The organism is Desulfatitalea alkaliphila, from assembly GCF_022968795.1.
Classification (GTDB): Bacteria; Desulfobacterota; Desulfobacteria; order Desulfobacterales; family Desulfosarcinaceae; genus Desulfatitalea; species Desulfatitalea alkaliphila.
Map to the genome: position 1 here is coordinate 314726 of NZ_JALJRB010000002.1, position 20705 is coordinate 335430.

The 20705-nt window shown below is 56.0% G+C and carries 19 protein-coding genes; 12 read left to right on the plus strand and 7 right to left on the minus strand.

The annotated features are described in order from the left end of the window. Window positions 1-27: 27 nt before the first annotated feature. The 6 genes from MRX98_RS22145 to MRX98_RS03365 are packed head-to-tail and all read right to left on the minus strand — an operon-like array spanning window position 28 to window position 6153. Window positions 28-1461 (minus strand): cytochrome c3 family protein, encoded by a 1434-nt coding sequence (locus tag MRX98_RS22145; protein WP_246902980.1) that lies wholly within the window; start codon window positions 1459-1461, stop codon window positions 28-30. A 57-nt stretch (window positions 1462-1518) separates the two neighbouring features. Continuing rightward, entirely contained in the window at window positions 1519-2205 is a 687-nt protein-coding gene (locus MRX98_RS03345) for a formate dehydrogenase subunit gamma (protein ID WP_246902982.1), read from the minus strand. 1 nt (window position 2206) lies between these two features. Next, entirely contained in the window at window positions 2207-3178 is a 972-nt protein-coding gene (locus MRX98_RS03350; RefSeq protein WP_246902984.1) for a multiheme c-type cytochrome, read from the minus strand. Next, window positions 3106-4422, minus strand: a complete 1317-nt coding sequence (locus MRX98_RS03355) for a BPL-N domain-containing protein (RefSeq protein WP_246902986.1) — start codon at window positions 4420-4422, stop codon at window positions 3106-3108. Before MRX98_RS03355 ends, MRX98_RS03350 begins: the two co-directional genes overlap by 73 nt. A gap of 11 nt (window positions 4423-4433) precedes the next feature. Beyond that, window positions 4434-5753, minus strand: coding sequence for an aldehyde ferredoxin oxidoreductase N-terminal domain-containing protein (locus tag MRX98_RS03360; RefSeq protein WP_246902987.1), 1320 nt, complete (start codon window positions 5751-5753; stop codon window positions 4434-4436). Between the two features lie 37 nt (window positions 5754-5790). Further along, window positions 5791-6153 (minus strand): 4Fe-4S dicluster domain-containing protein, encoded by a 363-nt coding sequence (locus tag MRX98_RS03365; protein WP_281432166.1) that lies wholly within the window; start codon window positions 6151-6153, stop codon window positions 5791-5793. A 294-nt stretch (window positions 6154-6447) separates the two neighbouring features. Between MRX98_RS03365 and MRX98_RS03370 the strand changes: the two genes are divergently transcribed. The 12 genes from MRX98_RS03370 (at window position 6448) to cobO (ending at window position 20338) form a co-directional block, all read left to right on the plus strand. After that, entirely contained in the window at window positions 6448-7230 is a 783-nt protein-coding gene (locus MRX98_RS03370) for a FadR/GntR family transcriptional regulator (RefSeq protein ID WP_246902989.1), read from the plus strand. A 101-nt stretch (window positions 7231-7331) separates the two neighbouring features. Then, entirely contained in the window at window positions 7332-8768 is a 1437-nt protein-coding gene (locus MRX98_RS03375; protein WP_246903063.1) for an FAD-binding oxidoreductase, read from the plus strand. A gap of 373 nt (window positions 8769-9141) precedes the next feature. Continuing rightward, window positions 9142-10257 carry a (Fe-S)-binding protein gene (locus MRX98_RS03380; RefSeq protein WP_246902990.1) on the plus strand — a complete coding sequence of 372 codons (1116 nt, stop codon included), beginning with the start codon at window positions 9142-9144 and terminating at the stop codon, window positions 10255-10257. A 303-nt stretch (window positions 10258-10560) separates the two neighbouring features. After that, window positions 10561-12009, plus strand: coding sequence for a hypothetical protein (locus MRX98_RS03385; RefSeq protein ID WP_246902991.1), 1449 nt, complete (start codon window positions 10561-10563; stop codon window positions 12007-12009). A 71-nt stretch (window positions 12010-12080) separates the two neighbouring features. Then, a complete protein-coding gene (locus MRX98_RS03390; RefSeq protein WP_246902992.1) occupies window positions 12081-12314 on the plus strand; it encodes a hypothetical protein in 234 nt (77 codons plus the stop codon). An 85-nt stretch (window positions 12315-12399) separates the two neighbouring features. Then, the gene (locus MRX98_RS03395) at window positions 12400-13416 is read left to right on the plus strand and encodes an MtaA/CmuA family methyltransferase (RefSeq protein WP_246902994.1); all 1017 of its coding nucleotides are present in this window, start codon (window positions 12400-12402) and stop codon (window positions 13414-13416) included. Window positions 13417-13767: 351 nt separating this feature from the next. Continuing rightward, window positions 13768-14820, plus strand: coding sequence for an arginase family protein (locus tag MRX98_RS03400; RefSeq protein ID WP_246902996.1), 1053 nt, complete (start codon window positions 13768-13770; stop codon window positions 14818-14820). Between the two features lie 63 nt (window positions 14821-14883). Next, window positions 14884-16476 carry a CoA-acylating methylmalonate-semialdehyde dehydrogenase gene (locus MRX98_RS03405; RefSeq protein WP_281432167.1) on the plus strand — a complete coding sequence of 531 codons (1593 nt, stop codon included), beginning with the start codon at window positions 14884-14886 and terminating at the stop codon, window positions 16474-16476. A 148-nt stretch (window positions 16477-16624) separates the two neighbouring features. Beyond that, entirely contained in the window at window positions 16625-18166 is a 1542-nt protein-coding gene (locus MRX98_RS03410; RefSeq protein ID WP_246902999.1) for an MSMEG_0568 family radical SAM protein, read from the plus strand. Continuing rightward, on the plus strand, window positions 18163-19179 hold the full coding sequence (locus MRX98_RS03415) for an AIR synthase related protein (protein ID WP_246903001.1): 1017 nt from the start codon (window positions 18163-18165) through the stop codon (window positions 19177-19179). The genes MRX98_RS03410 and MRX98_RS03415 overlap by 4 nt, the downstream gene beginning before the upstream one ends. A 15-nt stretch (window positions 19180-19194) precedes the next feature. Next, window positions 19195-19602, plus strand: a complete 408-nt coding sequence (locus tag MRX98_RS03420) for a Rieske (2Fe-2S) protein (protein ID WP_246903003.1) — start codon at window positions 19195-19197, stop codon at window positions 19600-19602. A 217-nt stretch (window positions 19603-19819) separates the two neighbouring features. Further along, window positions 19820-20338 carry a cob(I)yrinic acid a,c-diamide adenosyltransferase gene (gene cobO, locus MRX98_RS03425; RefSeq protein WP_246903005.1) on the plus strand — a complete coding sequence of 173 codons (519 nt, stop codon included), beginning with the start codon at window positions 19820-19822 and terminating at the stop codon, window positions 20336-20338. A gap of 7 nt (window positions 20339-20345) precedes the next feature. Here the strand turns inward: cobO and MRX98_RS03430 are convergent, their stop codons facing one another. Then, entirely contained in the window at window positions 20346-20687 is a 342-nt protein-coding gene (locus tag MRX98_RS03430) for an HUIPC motif thioredoxin-like (seleno)protein (protein WP_393970556.1), read from the minus strand. Window positions 20688-20705 lie beyond the last annotated feature (18 nt).

The window sequence follows — 20705 nt, forward strand, 5'->3', positions numbered from 1 at the left end:
ACTGTCCCGGCATTGGCGGCGGCAAGACTATACCCGCTTGGATTTGTCAGTACCATCGACCTCTTCCAGCAGATAGGTTAAAGGCACATTGATCACGTGTTTAAGTTTGCCGTAAGGCAGACTGGCGATGAAGGCGAGGCCGACGACAGCATGGGCGTACCACAGCCATGGATAAACGATGCGCCAGTCCAAGGGCAGCAAATCCATCAATCTGGACAACGGGTAGCCGATAAAAGAGTGGACCGCCACCTCGGGCGCAATCCCGGTCATCGCAATGCGGGCGCCGGCCGCCACGAATCCCAGCACCACCAGTAATCCGATCAGACCCAAGGCGATGTTGTCCTTGATTTCGGTGAGCACGTGGGGTGGCTTGACCACAAAGCGCTGAACGGCGGCCCATGCAATGCCCAACAAGATCATCAGGCCGGAGAGGTCATAAAAGAAGGCGGTGAACGGGTGATTCTTGTCGATCAGCGCCAGGGCCAGGTCCCCATCGGGGTTCAGACTGAACAAAACGCCGGTGAAAACGCTCAGCAAAAAGCGAACGACGATGGCGACAAAGATCAAAGCGTGCATGGACCAGCGCTGTACGCTCTCTTTTAGAATGCGGCGCTGCAAAAAGATGTCCAGCAACAACGTTTTTAAAACAATCAGAACTTTGCGTGAGAACAAGGTGTTCCAGACAGCTTCCGACGTCAAACCGATTTTCTGGTGCAACGATTCGTCCTCGCCTTTCACGCTGCCGACAAACCAGAAACGAACCATGAGCAATAGCCCTACCAGCAGGGCCAGCGCCGCCAGCATGAACAATGGATGGTTCAGCGACCAGGAGGCCGGGTGACAAGCGACACACAGCAGGCTTTTGGCCGGTAAAACCGCAGCCGGCGCCCCGACCGCGTTCTGGTCATGGTGGCAGCGACGGCAGGTCTCCGGGTCGGTCGTATCCTGCAGTGCATGATCAACCCTTCCGGTAAGCGGAGGCATCTCGCCGGCGCCATCGATGGCGGCAAGCCGGATGCGATCGGTATCGCCATCCTGCATGACCGCCTCATGGGTGAAGTGGCAAGCCTGGCAGTCGACCCGCAAGTGGGGGGCACTGGCGGTGCCTTCGCCGTGGACGGTGTGGCAGTCACGGCATTGGGCGCCCATGTCGGTCCGGTGGGGTGAACGCGCCACATCGGTGTGGCACTGGACGCAGGCGACGAACCGATGGGGCGAGTTCTGGAAAGAGGCCGCCTCGACCTGCAGGGAAATGTTGCGGTCGTCGAGGTTGCGCGTACTGCTTTCCGGCGTGGCGTGGCAGGAGAAACAAAATGCTCTCGATGTGGCAACGCCCTCATTGGTATTGACATTCGGCCGCCGGTGGCAGTCCAGGCAAACCAGTTCCCGGGCGCCGGCGGCCCCTTGCATCTCACTGACCATGGGCTTGTCGATGGCGGCAAACAGCATAAGTGCCGTCACGGCTATGATTCCCAATCCTGTCCAGGCTTTTCCACTCATGGAATTAGAGATCCCTCGCTATTGTTCAGGTTTCATCGATGGATTCGATCCGCTGTGTGCCGCCGTCGCTCTGCCGGTGAAAATGGACATGTCGGCAGGATAAACGGCAGGCCGCAAATGGGCCATGCCGATGTGGATGAAGAATTTGATTACAATGGCCAACAGGGCTTCATAAAAATGGAGCACCTGGGCCAGGTTGATGAAAAAGCCCGGCAGCCACAGGGTGAAAAATTCAGGGAACCATAACAGCAGCCCGGTGATCCCCATGGTGTTCATTCCGATAAAAACCGCCCAGTAATCGATCTTTTCCATATAGGAGAATTTGTCGAATTGTGGCGCTTGCGGACGCGTACCGAGGAAATAGCCGACATTGTGACGCAGATCCTTCAAGTCCTTCAAGCTGGGGAGAATGGAGTGCGGCCCTGTGAGGCGGCCCCGCAGTACCCATTTGTAATAGAGAAACCACAGGCCGTGGATCACCACCGTCGCATATGTGATCACAGCGCAGGCACGGTGTACCCAGGCGGCGCCGGCCGAACCGCCCATCAGCCACATGAAAGCCCGCGCCGGCCAAGAAGCACTGAAGGCCAGCGACAATCCGGTGGCCGCCAGCCCGGTGAAGCCGACCATCACCACGAGGTGCAGAAAACGGTGCAACACCGAAAAACGAATGACGGACGTTTCCGAAGGGTGATGCTCTTGCATATCAATGCTTCCTCAATTTTTCATGCAGCTCGCGCAGTATCCATAAAATGCTGTGTCCGAAAAAGAACACCAGGGACAAAGCAACCACGATCACGGCCGCCAGCCGTACCCGTTCGATCCAGCGTATGGCGGTGTTCTTGTCATTGTCTTCCGGTTTCAAATGATCGGCCGAAGCATGAATCACGATATTGGCATACTCGGGGCCCGCATCGGAATGACAGCGGCGACAGGCTGCCAAGGCCGTTTCCGGGTCACGTAGCGAGGCGGTGGTATGGGCACCATGGCAGTCTGTGCAGTAGGCGGCGGATGCCGTTTTCAGATCCGCTGCCAGCCGTCCGTGAATATTGTCCCGATAACTGGCGCCATGGGCCGGATGACATTGACTGCAAACCACGATCATGCGCCGGCCGCTTTCAACCCGCGACAGGCCGGAAGGATCGTAATGGGAGGAATGACAGGCGCCGCAGGTCGGCGCCGCATACAACGCCGGCGGCCAAACCGCCGGCGCGCGCTGCGTCCCGTCCGCCTCATCACTCCTGGCGCGTGCGTGGCCGCCGGCCATGTAGCGGTCATAAGATACCTGATGACATTTCTGGCAGCGGCCATAATCGTAGGAAGAGATCGCCGGCGTTTTCAAGAAGCCGGGACCTTCTGGATCGGGGTGGGCGCGGCCGCTTTCAATCATCGTACCGTGGCAATCTTCACATTTGAAACCTGAATGGGCAGCGGCCGAGAAGCGGTTCATGTCAACGAACCAGCCACTGTCCGACGTTACCGCGCGATTCGGTTGCCCTGCTGCGAACCCCGGCAATAGGAGAGCGGTCAGGGCTACAGCCGCCGCCAACAAACCACAAACAAGCGTTTGCTGCAAAATACTGGAAATACGTTGGCGATCCAAAGTCAACTCCGACTGTTGAATGTTGGGTTGCTGAGTGTCTGAAAATAGAGTTCCAGAAAAGTGACGGCGTAGCACTGCAGCAGCGAGAAGAGCGATTCAGCCAAATCCCGCGTACCTTCAGTGCTTTCGATGTTCTGCTTCAATTGGCGCACCCGCTCTGTGGTAGCGATGGAAAAACGACGCAGTCGTTGCGCCTGTTCATCGCTGCACCTTACCCGTCCGCCTTTTTCAAGGCGCTGCAATCGGTGCCATATCGCTTCCAGAAAGTACCGGATCTTTTCCGGCTCATAGTATTTGGCCCCGATCAGCCACCCGATGGGCAGCATCTCCATCCCACCGGCGCAAATGCGCGCGTTGCTGACCTCGCGCTTGATGTCTTTGAGCAAACGTCGGCTCTCCGCCTCGCTGGCCAAGGGCGGTGCCTCGGCGGTGTGGCGACCGGCGCTGTTGGGTTGGCTGTCCCAGAAAATGGCGTCGGCCAGAAAAGCATTGGCCGCAGGGTAACGCGGATGTTCAAAATGGGGGCCAAACAAGTAAAACCAGCCGTTACCCATTGGTGAGCGCAAAGCGGCCGCGGTTCCCAGAAGGGTTTCGCTTGCCAGACCCGGATCGACAAGAAACGCGGTGTCGGGAGTAAAAGCATGATAGCACGCCAATACCTGAACGTCCCTTGACGCCAGCATGCCGGCGCCGCCGTAAAGAGGTGCATCCAACTCCTCGTCCGGTGCAAAGGGGAGATGCCCATCGATTCTCAGCCGAACGGTCTCCCGCACGGGATGAAAGATGTAGTCGCACCCATAGGAGGTGGAAAACTTGTGCGGCATCTGGAAACAGGCCGGCAGCGATTTGCTCAGATTGGTGATTTTTACGGCGGTAAAATTGAAATCCGCCAAACCCGGCTTGGAAGAGTTCATGACCAGGTAGGCGCCGGCGCAAGCCCCGATGTACAGCCCGCCCCGGCTGACGAAATGCGCAATGGCCAGGGCCCCCGCAGGCCCCAGGGCGTTCGCCGCCGCAAAGGTATCGCCACCGGAGACCATCAGTACATCCATGCCCTCCAGGAGCCCGTTTTGAACGCCGGCCGCATCCAGGAAGGCGACGTCGTGAAACCCCATCCGATCGAGCATTTCCGCGACCCAGAGCCAGGAGTGCGAAGCACCGGAACCCGTGTAGACGCCGATGCGCGGGTAGTACAAAAGCCGACTTTCATCGGACCGATACCGGCTGATGCGCTCCGTCCCGGGACGGCCCGAAATATACCACCGTTGCCCTTGCATCAGCCGCTGATTCAAAGCGGCATATTCATCGTAACCCATCATGCACTTTGTGCTCAGTCGGCCAATAGATAGTCGATCACGCCATTCAAACGTTCCTGGTTGAACGTGATCCCCGTACCGACGGTGGCGGTTTCCAGCAGATCCGCCTCGCTCAACTCCGGTGCCATGACCGCCATCAAAGGGTGGATGCCGAAAACAGCGGCGACCGCCATGCGGCGTTCCCACCACTGCTCGCCATCCTGAGCGGCGGCCTCAAATGCGCCCCAAATGGGTTGCCGCGGACACCATGGCGAGAAAATGCCGCGTCCGGAAATGGTGGCCTGGCTGCTGATGCCCGGCAAGGCGGCCTGAATGTCGCCGGCGGCTTGCTTGCCGTTGGCGGCACACCACTCCGCCACGGTAGCGGCGTCCAATCCAAGCCGGGCGCATTCCCGCATGAGACCGCAGGCATCCTTGGCGCTCAAATTCAGCTTGTAAAAACCGAGCAGACCGTAAAGATCGGTTACCAGAAAGCCGGGTTCGGCCTGCTCCGGTTCCGTCACTCTTTGCGGGTCCTCATCAATATAGACAAAGGTGTTGCTAGGGTATGGGGTGTTGTAGCAAGCGCTGTGCCGATGGACGATGGGGGCCAGCCACTCCTTGGCGCCCTGCTCGCCGATCGCGGCACAAAGGTCGCCGATGCCTTGCTTGCCCACGAAGGCGGATTCCTTGAGATCCTCGAGCATATCCAACGACAGCTCGATGAACTCTTCGGCATCCGCGATTTCCAACAGGCCCATGCCGCGGAAAGCCAGCCCCTTGAGGTTTTTCATGCCGAAAAGCTTGCCGAATCCGAATCGATCCCCGCTGGCCCAGTAATTGAGACACACCTGGGCGCAATCGCTTTTTTCCTCGCCGGCTTTGCCGATGACCATCGTCTGGATCAGATCGTCGCCCATGTTCTTGCGCCATGCGTCCGTGGTCGTCCAGGTGTCCTTGCCCCACACATCCGCGGCATCCGAAATATCCGCGATGCCGTCATGGACCCATAGAAACACCGGCTTGGCGGAGACGCCCTTGAGAACAATGTAATCGAATCCGGCGAACTGGATTTCAAGAGCGACCTTCAACGTGACAGGACAGTGGCACAACTTTCCGGTGACCGGGCTTTTAGCGGTGATGATGCCGCCGCAGGTGGCTGGATACAAAGTGCCGGTCAAGAGGCCGGTGCCGATAACGATAGGATTCCCGTCGGCATGCGCCTCCGCCAAGTGACGCGTAATTGCGGCGCCGCCGATTTTTTCCTCGACCAGGGATTCCTCCAGGGTCTCTTCGACAATTTCCGATGTGCCCAAATCGACAACCACAATTTTTCCGCCTGACAAATATTCCATGTTCCGCTCCTTATGATATCTGCCGTCCGACTTTGAATCATTCAACGTTGGTGATGGCATCCACGGGACAGAACCGGACACACATCGGCCCGAGATCCATGTCCTTGCACAAATCGCATGCTTCCCGCAAAAGCATCGGCTTTGCCGAAGCATCCGCTTCCTGGGACGAGTCGGTCTCTTCTTCAACGCCGATCCGCTTGATCTCGGTGCCCTCGGGGCGGGCGATCAGCAAATCCTCTTCGCGCTTGAGCAAAACGCCGAAATAGTCCTTCTTTTCCCTGGTGCGATAGGTGACAATGCAGGCCGACAACAAAGCGAAGCCGTCATCCCTGTGATAGCCGCAGGCCATTTCGCAAGCCATGCATCCAATACATTTCAGTGCATCGATTTGAATCGCCATTTTCGGACCCCCAACTCATCCGGTGAACCGGATCGCAATGATGGTTTCGGACCTGGATATGGACCCCCATTCCTGTCGGCCTTGCAAACCGCATGGTCGGCAATGCCCTTTGTATCCTTCCATTGGACGGCTTAGTTCATGGACTGAATAAATGTCAATAAAAAAATATTCATATATCAGATATTTTAATGTTTAAATTTTTTCTTGCACTGGCCGGCGGAATGTGTCATGAGAAACTCATAAATACTAAATTGCGCCCTCATTTACATCAAAGCGAAATTAGAGAACGGACAGATGTTTAAAAGCGCCAAGACCCATCGCCTTTCACACAATATCGTAAAACAGATCCGCAACGCCATTCTGGCCGGCGACCTCAAGCCGGGCGACCGGCTGCCCAGCGAAAAAGAACTGGCCATCAGTTTCAACGTCAGCAAAGCCTCTTTACGCGAGGCCATCCGGTCCCTGGAGGCCCTGGGATTGGTGGAGGTATTGCAGGGCGTTTCAGGCGGCGTCTTCATTCGGGAAGTGGATCTGGAAACGGCGCGCAACAGCTTGTTCAACTACATTTTTTTCCAAAACCCCGCCATTCATGAGTTCACCCAGCTGCGCCTGTTGATAGAGCCCCAGATGGCCGCGCTAGCCGCGATCCACAGCACCGACGAGGATCTGGCGTTCTTCAACGAAAACCTTGAGCAAACAAGCCGGGAACTGGACAGTGGCGAGTTCTACTACAAGCTGGACAGCGAATTTCACCACCGCATCGCCACCATTTCAAACAACCGCCTGATTATTTTCGTCATTGATTCCCTCAAAAACGCCATCGTGAATCTCAAACTGCAACTGGAGTTGGATTCGCGCTTTTCAATAAGTGTCTTCGACAGTCACCAACGTATCGTGGACGCCTTCCGCAAGAAAGATGCCGAAACTGCGCTGGAAGAAATGCGCAACCACATTATTAGCGTGGACAAAGAGCTGGTCGCCTACTGCGATGCCGATTCCCCCTTCATTTCGGTCTCGGATCCGGTGGACGACGAAAAAGAGTCGTCTCCTGAAAAGGATACCGCCGCTGTTCGTTAGATCGGTTGACACACAACTCGCGACAACGGTTCTCCTCTAAAGGAGGCGTTATATCATGCCAATCCCGCTTGCGGGATAAAAGGAGGCCGATCGTGTCCGAGATGCCCAAACAATCGAAGGAAAGTGAAGGAGTGGTCAAGGCCCTGCAGGCCATCGTGGGCGAGAAGTACGCTACGGCGGCGACGCACATTCGATATGCCTATTCTTATGACATGTCGTTTGTGACACCCAAGCTGCCGGACTACGTGGTGATGGCCGAGACCGTCGAGCAGATTCAGCAAATCATGCGTTTTGCCAATGCCGAAAAAATACCGGTGATCCCCTACACAGCCGGCACCAACATCGGCGGATTGTGTATTCCGGAGCGCGGCGGTATTCTGCTGGATTTAAAGCGCATGAACAAAATCGTCAAAATCGATCCCGAATCCCACTACGCCGTCGTCGAACCGGGGGTGTCCCATGGGATGCTGGCCGAAGCACTTCACAAGCACAACCTGCGTTTCGGTTGGCCGGTGGGACCGCCTTCCGCATCCGTCTCGTCATGCGCCATATCCCATGGCATCGGGGGGCTCAACGCCCGATACGGGCTCAACAGCCAGGAAATCACCAGCATGGAGGTTGTGCTCCCGACCGGGGAATTGGTGCGCGTGGGCTCCTGCGCCATTGTCGACGACGCCTGGCACAGTACCCTTCCCTTGCCGAAAATGGATGGTTTGTTCAAGGGTTGGCTGGGCAGTACCGGGGTTGTGACCAAGCTGGGCCTGACGGTCCATCCCATTCCGCCGGTATTGAAAGTCTTCACCGTCTCCTGCGACAACGTGGAAGACATGTATTCCTACATGCACAACCTCGCCTATTACGAGATCTGCGACGACTTGACGGCCGTTTCATGGTGGCTGGCGCAGGTGCCGATTCCCTACCCCTATCGTCCGAAGCCGGATGATGTGCCGGAAATGTTCAGCTTCGCCAACACCAACTCCTTTACCGAAAAAGAGAAGGAGGCCAGGGAAGAGATATGGCAGATGGTCGTCGACGAAGAGCAGAAAAAGGGCACCTCATTAAAAGTAACCGAATATCCCGAGGAGGCCCTGCGGGCCAGAACCCAGCTTCCCAGCCAGATCGTCGGATCCACCAAGAACTACTGCAAAATGGCCGGCGCCGGCATCTCCTGGCCGGGCACCTTCACCCCCGCCAACAAGTGGGCGCCGGTGTACAATGAGTGGAAACGTATCCTGATCGAGCACAATCTTTCCCCTTCGGTCCGCATGAGCATGTATCGCGGCGTCCACTACGGCATGCTGCGCGCCATGATTCCTTTCAACAAGCAGAGCCAGGAAGAGACGGAGAACGCCCGGAAGGCTATTGTGGAATGTCTCAAAGTAGATTTGGACAACGGCGGCATCCCCTACAAACCTCCGGTGGATTTCGCGATCGAAATCAATAAACGCGCACACCCGGGTTATCTGGAACTGATGAAGCGCATCAAACAGATGCTCGATCCAAACGACATCATGAACCCAGGCAAGCTGGGCATCTGATCGATATGCGGCAAGCCGGTCGGGCCGGAAAGCGACGGGAAGGCCTCCCTTGCGCCGAGGTTTCACCTCGCCTCCTTCCGGGATCCGCCACTGCCTGTGTTCGTCATCCGTGACCAATAAAAACGATTTTTGCAATTCTCATATATCTGCTATCTCATCGGAGGATCTTATGGAATGGAATATTCCCTCACTGAAAGATTTGGAGCATTACTTCTGGCGATGTACGGCTTGCGGAACGTGCCGGTCCGCATACGAGTTCGGACCTCCACCGACGGCCCGCCCCATTTGTCCCGCCGGAACGGAATTCGGTTTTGAGGGCTTTTACTCTTCAAAAGGAAAAGCAGCTTTCGCCCGCGGTATCACCGACGGCACCTTGACCTTCGACGATCCCGAGTTTTTGGAAGCCATTTACAAGTGCACCGTTTGTGCCGGCTGCCAGAACCAGTGCCAAATCGATTTCAAACCCCATATTCCCGAAGTCATCGAGGCCATGCGTCGCGAGGCCGTCGCCAGCGGCAAAGGGCCCATGCCGTTGCAGCAAAACCTGGTCCAGTCCATGAAAAACTACAACAACCCCTATCAAGGCCCACGGCGTTTGCGCACGGACTGGACACGCCCCTTTAAAAAGGCCAAAACGCCGATCAAGGACATCAACACGCAACCGGCCGAGGTGCTGTTCTACGTCGGCTGCACCGGTGCCTTCAACAAGGCGGCCATGTCGGTGCCCCAGGCCACGGCGCGCATTTTTCAGAAACTGGGGATCGATTTCGGCATACTGGGCGAAAATGAAGTCTGTTGCGGATCCACGGCCATGCGGGTGGGCGATGCCAACGAATTCAAGCGTGTCGCCACCTCCAACCTCGAAACGTTCCAGAAGCTGCACAAAGAAAAAGGCGTGAAAACCATCGTCACCTCATGCGCCGGGTGCTACCGCGCAATTAAGAAGGATTACATCCTGTCGTCCGAATACGATGAAACGATGGACGGGATTCAGGTCGTGCACACAGCGCAATTCCTGCACCAGTTGTACAAGGAAGGCAAACTTCCACTGACCAAGGAAGTACCTTGGAAAGTGACCTATCACGATCCTTGCCACACCGGCCGCCACTTGAATAAATTCGTCGTTGACCATGACGGCTCCACCCTGTGGGAGGGCGCCTATGTGGATGTCGACGAAAGCGATTGCCTCTACGACATTCCCCGCGAACTGATTCAGGCGGTGCCCGGTGTTCAATTCCAGGAAATGGAGAGAATCCGCGGCAATTCCTTCTGCTGCGGTGGTGGTGGTGGTGTCATGACCGGTTTCAGCGATTGGTCCAGTAAGAATGCCGGACTACGAATCATGGAGGGCCTGGAGACCGGCATGGAGAAAATGGTTTCCATCTGCCCCTTTTGCTATTTCAACCTGACCGAAGGTTCCCGTAGGGTCGGCAGCAACATGACGCTGCATGACCTTACGGAATTGATCGACGCGGCATTGGAGGGGTAAGCCACCCCTGCAAGCTTCGGATAAGCGGTTCCCATAGCGTTTTTGCTGAATATAATTCATTTATTTAGGCACAAGCACTTCCTAAATGAAGCGGTAGAGGTGTACACTATGGCCGAAAACCCGATCTAATGGAAAGGAGTTGCTTATATAAAGAAACTTTAATTCCATATTTCAGAATGTTGAAAAGATCCTTGGCGCCGGGAAATACATCCGCCGGCAATTCAAATTCTGCAAGTGCATCACCGTTGGTATTGCAAGAGCTCCATTCAGCTAATTGACAAAATCGGACAAGGAGGAACGACTATGGCGTTGTCTAGGGAATTCGGTGCCGAACAACCTTCTTCAGCTGGAGCTCTCAAGCTGAGACTCCCCTTTGTGCATTACCGGATCGAGTACCAGGACTTCATTCAAGGCGCGATCCTGAGCTGTGTACCACTGGGTATTACCGCCGCCATGACCGGCGTGCTGGGCATTCCAATCGAAATTGCCGTGCTGATGGTGGTGATCAACAATTTTCTGTACCTGTTGCACACCTCTTTCGGCGATCCTTCGGTGGCCGGCTGGATCACCGCCGGCATTCCACTTTATATCGCTTATTTGACGGGCTATGCGGAGGGGCCCGAACGCATCCAGGCGTTGATCGCCCTCCAGGTCCTCGTGGGGGTGATCTTTCTGGTGATGGGGGTGACAGGGATAGCCAAAACGGTAATCGGAAAATTTCCCGTATCCATGCGCGCCGGCATTTTGCTCGGTGCGGGGTTTGCATCCCTGATGCGCATTTTCGACCCGGGCCAGCCCTTCATCTCGCAAATGCCGGTTGCTTTTCTGGTGGCCGCCTTTTTCAGCTTTTTCGTGCTGTTCTCCGTGCGGGCACTGGCCTATCGCGCCCGCTACGGTTGGTTCGCCTGGGTCGCCGGCTTCGGTATCGCACCGGGGTTCGTCATCGGCTACATCGTGGGATTGATCACGGGCGAAATCCCCATGCCCCAAGGCGTGTTCGATCAGTTCATCATCAGCTTGCCCTTCGGAGAGATGTTCACCAGCTTCAGTGCCTTCGGCATCGGCATGCCTTCCATCAGCATGTGGATATCGGCCTTTTCCTTGGCCATCGTCGCCTACGTCCTGGCCTTCGGCGACATACTGGTACTGGAAGCCATGATCCTGGACGCGGACGCCAATCGCAAGGATGAAAAAATCGTCTTTGAGGTGCCGCGCAACCATATCATCACCTCCACCCGGAACCTGGTTCAGGGTTTCTTTATGCCCTATCTGCCGCTGTGTGGGCCTCAGTGGACCGGCGGGCAGGCCTTGGTAGTCAACCGTTACAAGCACTCCACGCCGGACCAGGAACCATCCTACTGGGGCGGTGCCACCAGTCTCTTCTGGGGCATGAGCCTGGCGATGGTGTTCCATCCGTTGGTCCAGATCATTTTGCCGGCCCGCAACATCGGCTTCGGATTGACGCTTCTGATTCAAGGCTACCTTTGTGTGTACATCGCATTTGCCATGTGCACCAACAACGCACAGCGCGGTATTGCCGGTGTCATGGGCGCCGTACTGGTAACGGCCAACTACGTAAAGCTGTGGGGCAGTCCGTTCTGGACCGGCCCGACCCTGGCGCTGATCGTCGGCGCCATCCTCTACTTCTCTCTGGAATACTACTCGGAGGAGGAGAGGAAGGAGGACAGGGATCCGAAAACCACTGTCCAGAAGATCCTCATCGGCAAAAAGCAGCCACCGAAGGATAAATAGTTATCACCTCGGCGCCTGGAGCGTACCTATGTTTTCTTGGATCTCGCGGAACAAATGGAAGGTCTTAATCGATGCAAACCAATGATCAAAAACAGCGATTGATGGTGTTCCTGAAGGCCGGCCTTCCCTATACCATTGTCGGCATCGTGGTCATTTTCCTCGGCATATGGGCCATCAAGAGCGTCTTCGAAGATGCCAAGCATCTGAATCTGATACTTTTCGGATGGATAGCCGTTTTCTGGTTTGTGTACCAACCGCTTTTCAGGCGCCGCATCCAGCAAGTGAAACGAAGCATGGACAGATAAGTGCGAGCGACAAATCGAAATGGGGGAGCCGCAAGGCTTCCCCGTTTCCGCAGGAACACGCATCTCACATTTCAAGGAGGAATCGATGAATCTGAAACAACGCTTTATGAACCGTTTGGAAGGCAAAGATTCGGATATTGTCCCGGTCGGCTGTACCACTACTTACGGTGTCGTCGACATCATGAAAAAGGTGGGCCATGAGAGACCCCTGGCGGACACCGATCCGGTGGCCATGGCGGGCCTGGCGCTCGGGTACGTGGAGGCCGGCTTCGAATGGTGCAAGGCGATGGGCTGGGACATCACGGCCGTCAGCGAAGTGATGGGCTGCACCATCGGGGAACCCAAGATCGATATTCAGAAGTTCATCAAGGAGCACCCCTATGCCGAAAGCCTTGACGGCCTGGCTTATCCCGACAATCTTTTCGAAAAAGGTCGATTTCCGGCCTACAAGGAGCAGTTCAAGATTCTTAAGGAAAAGCTTGGAGATGAAGTGGCCATTTTCGGCGAAACGGAAGGCGCCTGGACCGCCGCCTGTAATCTGGTGGGCACCGAAAAGTTCATGAAATGGACATTCAAGGAAAAGGAAAAAGTCCAGCAAGTGTTGGATGTCACCACTGAAGTGGTTATTGATGTCATCAACTGGGCTTTCGATCAAGGCGCCGATTACTACGTGGTTGCGGAGCCCTCCTCCGGCCCGGCGTTGATGAGCCCAAGAACTTGGAAGCAGTTTGTGCTGCCGATGATGACCAAGGTGGCACAAAGGTCCAAAGGCCCTGTAGTGCTGCACGTTTGCGCCAACACCGATTCGATCATCGAGTTTATGTGTGACACGGGTGTGGCCGGCATCAGCATCGAGGAGAAGGCCGACATGAAGGCGGCGGTTGAAATCGCACGCCCGAAGGGTGTCAAAGTGTTCGGCAATGTGGCCACGGCCACGACCATGTTCATGGGCACACCTGAAGAGTGCTACAAGGAATCCATCGCGGCCCTTGAGAACGGCTGCGATTTTCTAACGCCGGGCTGCGGCATCGCGCCCGGCTCGCCCCTTGTCAACGTACAGCAATTGCGCAAGGCACGCGACGACTACTTCAAGGTCGGCTGAGCCGCCGATAATTCGACGGACGCACACAGGGTCAGTCCAATAATGGCGATGCCGTCCTGAAACAACGATAGTCGACACCACCGTATGCCTGATTCAAGGGTGCTCATCTTTTGTTCGATACACGGCGTTGTTCACAGCCAAGATGACACCCTTTCAGGCATATTTAACCAAACAAAACATCAGATGTTTCAATATTTATAATATATCATTGACACAATGCCCGCTTTGTGCGATTTTCTTGCCTGAGCACCTCGGACAGATTGAACCGCGGGCAGATTGAAACAAGGGGAAAGGTTCATCCAGGAAGTGGTCAGGTCCACCTTTAATAAAGTCGTCTTCTTGGGGTGTCCGTTGGACTGTGACGAAAAGCACGAAGCCATCCAGGAGAAAATCGGCTACGGCGCGTCAGGCCCAACGGTGGACGACCCGTTGAAGCCCATCGTGGGGATGCTGGCGGAATCGGTCGCCAATGATCATTGGCGGGTGGACGGATCCCTTGCCGTACCGGGATGGTTGCGGCCGATTGTTCCGCAGGAAGACAAAGCACATGTTACGGTCGAGAATTATGTCAATTTCATCGATCGCAACGGCTGCCTTGATTTCGCGCAGGCGATTCAACAGAAGGTTGCGGAAAGTGTGTTGCCCGATTTTCCGTGCCTGATCGCAGTGGACCATTCCCTCAGCGGCGGCGCTTACAGAGCGCTGGCGGAACACCATGGTCGCGAAAACATCTCCTTCCTTGTGATCGACAGTCACACCGATGCCGTTCCCATGTCAAGGCTGGCCGATGCGATTCTATACGATGCGCAAACCAACCGCGATTCGGTGTTTGATGCTAACGATCCCTATTTGCATAATCGTACCGAAAGCTACAATGCCGGCTCTTTCATCCAGGGTCTGCTGGAGGATGGGGTACTTGACCCACGCGATTTATACATTATCGGAATAAGCGATTTTCCCGCAAAAAAGGCATTTCGCATCAAGGACAAACGCATAGCGGACTATGTGGCGGTTTACCATTCATTGCAAAGCAGGGGTGCCACCCTCATCACCCGGCAGGAATGCCAGATGCAGCCAACCAAAGTCAAAAACCTTCTGAAACGCATTCGCACGCCCTATGCCTATTTGTCCATCGATATGGACATCGGCGCGCGCAATGCCGTTGAAGGGGTACGCTTCAAGAATTGGCGCGGTCTCGGAGAGAAGCAGCTGTTTCGCCTGGCCGCCACCATCGGCGAATGCGGCGGCAGGGATCTGGAGTTGGTGGGAATGGATATCACCGAAATCAATCCGCGTACCGCCGGTCTACCGATCGATGGCAACCAAGCGGATCCGACCTATCGGATCGCGCAGGATCTGATTCATCAATTTGCTTTTCAGCAGGTGGTTCATTCCAGTGAATGATCTCGCCTTGGTTTTCAACCTGTTTATAAACAGCAAACGCACTATCAGAAGGGAGCATGCAACATGTCCGAACAAGTCGCCAACCGATATTTCAGTGTAGCGCCGTCCGCGGAAGCAGAAGGCGCGCCCAGGAAGCTCAAATTCCACGCGAATGGGAAATGGCAAGAGTCCAAAACGACCAAATACATGGATTGTTACAATCCTTCCACCGGCGAGGTCATCGCCCGCGCGCCCCAGTGCCTGGCTGAAGAAGTGGAAATCGCTATTCAGTCGGCCAAGGAGGCTTTCCCCAAATGGGCGAATACACCCGTCAGCAAAAGGGTCCAGGTCTTGTACCGGATGAAACACCTGCTGGACATCCATCTCGAAGAGCTCTCCCATCTGCTGGCCTTTGAAATGGGAAAAAAGTACATGGAGGCCATGGGCGACATTCTCAAGGTTACCGAAGTGGTGGAATTTGCCTGCGGCGCGCCCCATCTGATGAAGGGCGAGTCCCTGATGAATGTCAGCACGGGTTATGACACGGTTTTGTACCATCAGCCCATCGGCGTCTTCGCCGGCATCGCCCCCTGGAATTTCCCCGCCATGATTCCCCATGGCTGGATGACCCCCATTTGCATCGCCACGGGGAACTGCATGGTTTTGAAAGCGGCCAGTTTCGTACCGCAATCCTCCATGCGCATGATGGAACTCTGGCAGGAAGCCGGTATTCCCGACGGCGTGATCAATGTGGTCACCGCCGGTCGCAATGAGGCGGAAATTCTTTTGCGTCATCCGGACATCAGGGGCATTTCCTTTGTCGGTTCAACCAAGGTGGGCAAACACATTTACGAGACGGCCGCGGCCAACGGCAAGCGTGTCCAAGCCTTGACCGAGGCCAAGAACCACGCCCTGGTGCTGCGTGACTGCAAGCTTGAGCGAACGGCCCGAGGCATCATCAATGCCTTCACCGGCTGTGCCGGACAGCGGTGTATGGCTTTGCCGGTGGTGGTGGCAGAGGAAGCCATTGCCGATCAATTGATGGCTTACCTCAAAGAATTCGTCAGCGAAATGAAGCTGGGTAAAGCCTATGAGAAAACCACCGATATGGGACCGGTGGTGAACGAAGGACACATGCAGTTTGTGCTCGACTGGATCCGCACCGGGGTTGAAGAAGGCGCCGAGCTGGCCGTGGACGGACGCAACCCCCAGGTGCCGCCTGGTTGTGAGAACGGTTACTTTATCGGGCCAACCATTTTCGATCATGTCACCGAGGAAATGTCCGTCGGCCGCGAGGAGGTCTTCGGCCCCGTTCTGTGCGTCAAACGGGTCAAGAACTTCGAGGAAGGCATCACCTTGATGAACAACAGCCGATTTGCCAACGGTTCGGTTATTTACACCCAAAACGGCCACTACGCGCGTGAATTCTCCAAAAGAACGGATGCGGGCATGGTGGGCATCAATGTGGGTATCCCCGTTCCACTGGGAATTTTCGGTTTTACCGGCCACAAACAATCCTTCTTCGGCGATCTTCATGTAATGGGTAAAGACGGCTTTGCCTTCTTCACCGAATCGAAGAACGTGACCGCCACCTGGTTCTCCGAGGAAATCGAGCACACCGGCAAGGTGGACACCTGGGATGGCACCATTACTTCCATGCCCACCGAAAAGCACTAAGTCCCGATCCGGACATGCCGCATGGCAAGAATGCGGCATGTCCGGTTTTAATTTCTATTGACACTCGGTCTATGATATATAGGTGCATATGTCTTTGCCGATGACAAACCCGAATGATGCGACGCTGGCGCGAACCGGAGATTCTCCGGTGATCAAAGAGATCGTCAGGGATATACTCAGCCTGGGCGTGCGCGTACCTGCCTCGGTCACCGGCCGGAAAAGCGGCGCCGGTCCGGCTGAAGGACGTGCCTTGATCATCGGGGGCATTGCCGTGAATGCACCCATCAGTAGTAGTTATGCCGCACTTTCACCCTATAGCCTGCGGGATGACGGCGACAACTATGTCCTTTGCCGGGAAGACCAGCCGCTGCTGCCGGTGGACATCGTACCCGAGCCCCGCTTCTATCTCCACCGGAACCGGGAGGGTATCGCCTATCGCAAGATCGCCCTCCTGCATGGGCGCGATTGCCTTGCGACCACCGTTTTGCAAAGTTGCCGCCATTGGCGCAAGGGTGAGCAATGCGCCTTTTGCGGTACGGAACTGTCTTTAAAAGCCGGCACGACATTAGTGCGCAAGACACCGTCACAATTGGCCGAAGCGGCTGCCTGTGCGCAGCGGCTGGATCGGGTGGCACACGTGGTGCTCACCTCGGGTGCCGGAGATCCGCCGGGCAGTGAAATTTCCTATCTGGCCGAATGCGCGCAGGCCGTTAAACAAGCAACGGGATTGCCCGTACACGCACAGTTCGCCCCGCCCGACAACCTCGCGGCGATGGAAGCCTTGTATGACGCCGGCGTGGACACCGTGGGCATTCATATTGAAAGCTTCGATACGGGCACCTTGGAACGTTTCGCACCGGCCAAAGCGCGTATCGGATTGTCTCGTTACCGGAAAGCCTGGGAAAAGGCGGTGGCGCTGTTCGGCCCCAATCAGGTCAGCAGTTTCCTGATCGTCGGATTGGGAGAACCTTTGCAAAGCCTGATGCACGGCAGCGAGCTGCTGGCCGACATGGGCGTTTATCCTTTCATTGTGCCACTGCGACCCATCAGCGGCACCCGGTGCATCATTCCTCGCCCGCCGGGCGCCGGCGTCATGCAACCCATCTATGAGGGCGTGGCCGACATTTTGGCAAAAAGAGGCTTGAGCGCCGCCGGATGCAAGGCCGGCTGCGTGCGTTGCGGCGCATGCAGCGCCCTGGCGGCTTACGAAAGACCACCTGATGACCTGATTTATCATCGGGCACGCACCCCCCGGGAACTTGAACACGTATTCACCATCCGGCACGCCGTTTTTGTGACCGAACAAGGAATGTTCACCGATACCGACAGGGACGTCCACGATGAGAAGAGCATTTACATTGTCGCCAAAGCCGGTGACCGCGTCGTCGGCACGGTCCGGGTGTTTCCGCAAGGCACCGACAACCATTGGGTCGGCGGACGCTTGGCCGTCAGCAAAGGGTATCGTCACGGCAATGTTGGCGCAGCCCTGGTCAAGGAAGCGGTGGCGCAGGTCAAGCGTCAAGGATGTGTCCGCTTTACGGCCTGTATTCAAGAACAGAATGTACGATTTTTCGAAAAAATCGGCTGGACGACCATCGGTAAACCAAAGCTTCACATGGGCAAACCACACCAATTGATGAAGGCCGACTTGAATTCGCAACGCAAAAGCGAGGCTCTGCAAATCCAATGACCACACAACATTCCGTGGATCCTCCTGAAACCATTCTGCGGGAAATCGTACAAAAAGTGAGCTGCTATGACGGTCTGAGGCGCAAACAGCCAATCCGGGATGTATACAACATTTTGCGCCGCACGCATCAGTTTGGGTGCCAACTGCCGAACTACGGCGATGATGCCGCGATCATTCCCTGGAATGAGGGTTATCTGCTGCTGGCCGCCGATGGTATGATGACCCAATTGCTGGCGAACGAACCTTACGCAGCAGGAAAAGCGGCTGTCATGGTGACGGTCAACGATATCTATGCCATGGGCGGCCGACCTATCGGGCTGGTCAATGTACTTTCCAGCGGCGATGCCCAGCAGCGCGCCATGATTGTCGCCGGCATCGCCAAAGGCTGTGAGAAGCTCCAAGTGCCGATGCTCGGCGGTCACACCCACCCTGAGGCACCCTTGGACCTGCCTGCGTTGAGCGTCGCGATACTCGGCCATGCCAAAAAATTGATGCGCAGCCATCTGGCCGCCGTCGGTGATCATATCTTGTTGGCCGTTGATTTGCAGGGCCGCCCGGGATGCCGGTCGGTTAAAAGCTGGGATGCCAATTCGGGCAAACAGCCGAAGCAGCTTCAAGAACGCCTCGAGGTGATGGTGGCAGTGGCCGAGCACGAATGGTCGGTGGCAGCCAAAGATGTCAGCAATGCCGGCATTCTCGGTACGGCGGCCATCATGGTTGAGAATTCCGGCCACGGGGCGATTATCGACCTCGATGCCTTGCCCCGCCCCGAGGGCATGCGCATCCTCGACTGGGTTTTGTGTTTTCAAAGTTATGGTTTTGTCCTGTCTGTTCCTCCCGCCCACACCGCCAAGGTCACATCGCTTTTTGAAGAGCGCGGTATCAGCGCCGGGGTCATCGGATCTGTCCAAGAAAAGCCTGTGGTGTCCTTGTGCCTATCCGGCCGGCAGGAAGATCTGATCGATTTCAGGCGTAATCATATTACCGGCATTCGTTTTAAGCCGGGCGATTAAACCAAGGAGGGCAACATGGGAATCTTGAAACGCATATTCGGCATATGCGAAACCAGGCTACCGCAAAATCCGAACTGCTGGCGTTACGACAACGGCACCGTGAAAATCGAACTGTCCAGCGCAAAGGAGTTGGCGAGCCCAGGCGGCGCCATTCGTCTCGAGGGTGGCGACTTGCCCACCCGTTTGATGGTTGTACATGGAATGGACGGGGCGTATCATGCATTTGCGAACAAATGCACCCATTTCGGTCGCCGTTTGGACCCCTTGCCCGGCCAGCCGCAGGTCCAATGCTGTAGCGTCGGCAAGTCCACCTTTGAATACGGCGGCACCCAGGTTGCCGGGCCCGCCAAAGGCGACCTGACCGTTTACCCCGTCGAAAGCCGAAACGGCGAGATCATAATCACGCTCCAACCATCCGCCTAACCGTTTAAACACCGGATCGGGCCGCCCCGGCAAAGGCAAAGACCGAAACCGCGGTTGCCGTACCGCAAGCCGGCGGTAGAGGGATAGGACCGCCGTCACCTTTCATCCATGGTTTCGATACGTACCATTGCGCGTCGGAGAGATACAAATCCACTTGCATCGGATTCTTTGAACCGGTATTAAGCTATAGTTTACAATGCCAGCAAGGGGCGAACGAATGGAAAAGGGATACGTGCATGTGTTCACCGGCAACGGCAAGGGTAAAACCACTGCCGCCATCGGTCTGGCGATCCGGGCGGCAGGCGCCGGCATGCGGGTGTTTTTCGGCCAGTTTATCAAGCAAGGCGAATACAGCGAAATCAAGGCATTGAAACGCTTTGAGGATCTGATCACCATCGAACAGTTCGGATTGGGCCGTTTTACCAACGAAAAACCGGAACTGGAGGACATTCAAGCCGCCAGGAAAGGGCTGGATAGAGCGAGGCAGGTGATGGCCTCCGGTCAATACGATATGGTGATCCTCGATGAGGCCAATGTGGCGGTAAAATTCGGCCTGATCCAGGTGCAGGAACTGTTGGGCCTTATCATCAACAAGCCCGAGCCGCTGGAACTGGTCATCACCGGGCGCTACGCTTCACCGAGAATCATCGAGATGGCCGACATGGTCACTGAGTTTCAAGCGAAAAAGCATTATTATGAACGGGGCACCAAGGCCAGGGTGGGTATCGAGATGTAATAAACCATCAGGTCGGGTCGTCAGACCCATTAATCGAAAATACGCCGGTTTCCGTGTACTGCTCCAGATACCGGCGCAACTCTTCCGTTCCGGGAATCACATCATAAGCCAGCGTTCCGTCAACTACAATCGCCGGCACCGGTACCGGGCGCCCGTGTTTTTTGGATAGTTCGGCATGCCGCAAGGCCCCGGCAAGGGTTTTGGTAATGACAATCTCCTGACGAATGACGTCGGGAAATTCGGAAACGACCGCTTCGACCACACGGGCCATGTATTCACAAGGGACTCAGTGCCCCCCCTCGTGAAGCACCTCCAAATGGATCTCTTTCGGCGGCTTTCTCGGCGCCATTATTGCCTCCGGATCAAC